Origin of the sequence: Curvibacter soli, assembly GCF_029211125.1 — a bacterium.
GTDB lineage: Bacteria > Pseudomonadota > Gammaproteobacteria > Burkholderiales > Burkholderiaceae_C > Curvibacter_A > Curvibacter_A soli.
This window is the reverse complement of the sequence record NZ_JARGEN010000094.1, coordinates 1-3,072: the sequence shown is the minus strand read 5'-3', so window position 1 is coordinate 3,072 and position 3,072 is coordinate 1. Positions and strand designations below refer to the sequence as shown.

Annotated in this window: 1 protein-coding gene; it reads left to right on the top strand. The window is 59.0% G+C overall.

Annotation, left to right across the window (positions count from 1 at the left end; all coding sequences use genetic code 11):
- Positions 1 to 79 precede the first annotated feature (79 nt).
- Positions 80 to 2,995, top strand: coding sequence for a Tn3-like element IS1071 family transposase (locus tag PY257_RS16215; protein WP_003158660.1), 2,916 nt, complete (start codon positions 80 to 82; stop codon positions 2,993 to 2,995).
- Positions 2,996 to 3,072 lie beyond the last annotated feature (77 nt).

Here is a 3,072-nt window from a genome sequence, read left to right as displayed (position 1 = left end):
TGGGTAGACCGTTGATTTCATTGACTTTCCTGTTCGCTTTGTAAACGGGTATGGTGGCCTCCCACTTTTGAGGTTCACGATGCAGGGTTGGCACACAACGTTTTTGGGGATGCGTGGGCTCCCCCGCGATATCAGCGACTTCGAGATGAAGGCATTTTTCACCTTCGATGGTGCCGAGCGCGACGCAATCAATGCACGCCGAGGTGATTCCCACAAGCTTGGTCTGGCGCTCCATATTGGTTTCCTGCGCATGAGTGGGCGTTTGCTCGGTGCCTTTCGGGTAATTCCAGTAGCCTTGTGGCGCCACCTTGGCAACGAGCTTGGCATTGCAGCACCAGAAGTCGCCTCGCTGAGAGCCATGTATGAACGCGGGCGCACGCTATTCGATCACCAACAAGTAGCCTGCACGGTCCTTGGATTCCAGTGGATGAGCGAGCACCAGCGCCGCTCACTGGTACGTGAACTGCGCGACGAAGTGGCGCGCTGCGCCGACCGCGATCAGCTACTCGTGCGGGCGCGTCAATGGCTGTACAAGAACAAGCTGGTGATCGTGCACGAGCGGGCAATTCGGACACTGATTGCGGCGGCACTTGCCCAGCTTGAAGTTGAAACAGGCACCGCCATCGCCGCCAGCGTTGATCCAGCAACACTTGATCGCTGGCGAGCCTCAGTTTCAGAGCTGCGCCCAGATGGACAAACCCAGCAGAGTTGGCTATGGGCTGCACCGGCGAAACACTCAACCCGCCAAATCAGCGAGGTACTGGAGCGCATCGACCTGCTTTACACGCTGGACGTTCATAAGCACCTGGCAGACATCCCCGATCTCATCTTGCGCCGCTACGCGCGCCGACTTGTCTCCAGGCCGCCCTCAGCCGGAGCCAAGATCAAAGAGCCAGCGCGCACCGTGGAGGTCGCATGCTTTCTTCGGTATTGCCTGTTCACCACCACAGACCAGTTGATCCTTATGGTGCAGCGCCGGATCGCCGATCTGTGGCGTCAGGCTGCCGCCGATGTCCCCGCTACCGTCAATTGGGCCGCAATGTACAAAACGCTGCTCGGCGAACTTGTTGCCTTGAGCGCGCAAGGTGCGGTGCCAGATGCTGAGTTGCGTGCCCGTCTTGAAGCCTTGATCACCGAAACCCAGAAACGCAAACCACCGAGCAGGGCCTCCCTGGTCCGCGAGGGATTGATTGATGGAATTCGCCCCGTGCGGTCGTTGCTCGTCGCCATTGCAAAGCTGCCCTGGCAGGCCACCGGCGAGCATCCTGCCATCGAGTACCTTGCCAAGCTGCAAGCTTTATATCTCAAAGGATCCAGAAAGCTGCCAGTTGAAGTGGTGGCACCAAGTCTGGGAATGATCTGGCAGGTTTCGATCTCCAGCCCAGACCGGGAACGGGCGTTTCAGGCGTTGGAGGTGGCCACCCTGTTTGCCCTGCGCCGCGCGGTGCGCAATGGCTCGGTCTGGATTGAGCACAGCCTGAGCTTTCGGGGTCGTGCGCGCTTGTTCTTCACGGACGAGCGTTGGCAGGCAGAGTCCAAGAAACACTATGCCCGTCTATCGTTACCCAGCAAGGCTGCCACTTTCTTGAAGCCTTTGCTGGCCAGAGTAACTGCCGGTGTCGATGCGGTGGCCGCTGCAGCCCGCAGTGGCGTACTGCGCGTGGATGATGAACTCCATTTGTCGCCATTGCCCGCAGAGGACGAAGACCCAGAAGTGACCAAGCTGCGCGCGGCTTTGGATCACCGCATCGGTGAGGTTCAATTGCCGGAAGTGATTCTGGCCGTTGACGCCCAGGTGCGCTTTAGCTGGATCATGCTCGGACGTGAGCCGCGCTCTACCGACGAGCTGCTGATGGTCTATGCCGGCATCATGGCCCACGGCACCAGTCTGACTGCGGTCGAATGCGCGCGCATGATTCCGCAATTGTCTGCCACCAGCATTCGCCAGGCCATGCGCTGGGCGCGGGACGAACGGCGTCTGAGCCAGGCCTGCCAGGCTGTGCTGGAATTCATGCAGCGACACCCGATTGCCGCCACCTGGGGGCGGTCCGATTTGGCATCTTCTGACATGATGACCATGGAGACCACCAAACGGGTGTGGCAAGCCCGGCTTGATCCTCGGCGCAACACACCTTCCATTGGAATCTACTCCCATGTAAAAGACCGGTGGGGCATCTTCCATGCGCAGCCCTTTGTGCTCAATGAGCGCCAGGCGGGCGTGGCCATTGAAGGTGTCATCCGCCAAGAAAAGCTGGAGACCAGCCAGCTTGCTGTGGATACCCATGGCTACACCGACTTTGCCATGTCACATGCCCGTTTGCTTGGTTTTGATCTTTGCCCGCGGTTGAAGGAACTCAAACAGCGCCACCTCTTTGTGCCACGCGGCACCAAAGTGCCCGCAGAAATCGCTGCGGTGTGCGAAGCCAATGTCGACGTCGCTTTGATCGAAAAGCATTGGGATAGTCTGGTGCACCTGGCAGCCTCGGTCATGAGCGGACATGCCAGTGCGGTGGCAGCTCTTGCGCGGTTCGGTTCTGCCGCCCAGGGCGATCCAATCTATGAGGCTGGCGTGCAATTGGGGCGGTTGCTGCGTACGGCGTTTTTGGCTGACTACTTTGTCAAGGACGCTTTCAGGAACGAGTTGCGCCGGGTGCTCAATCGGGGCGAGGCTGTTAACGCCCTCAAGCGCGCCATTTATACCGGCCGGATCAGCCCGGCGCAGGCCAAACGTGTCGATGAAATGCAGGCTGTGGCCGATGCGTTGAGCCTGATGGCCAACATCGTGATGGCGTGGAATACCTCACAGATGCAGGCGGTCCTGGATCGCTGGTCGAACCGCCGCCAGGTCATTCCACCGGAACTGATCGGGAAGATTGCGCCCACCAGGCTGGAGAGCATCAACTTGCGGGGTGTGTTTCGCTTCCCGGTTGACCGCTATGCTGACCAAATCCTGCCTTCGCGGCCAAATGCATCGATAACTGGCACCAATGGATGAAACCGACCACGGTTTGACGCCACGAATCGCAGATTTGAAAGTGAACAGGAAAGTCAATGAAATCAACGATCTACCAA

What these genes read in the sequence shown, in the direction of transcription:
- PY257_RS16215 (WP_003158660.1), top strand. Translation starts at nt 80, where the DNA reads ATGCAGGGTTGGCACACAACGTTTTTGGGGATGCGTGGGCTCCCCCGC.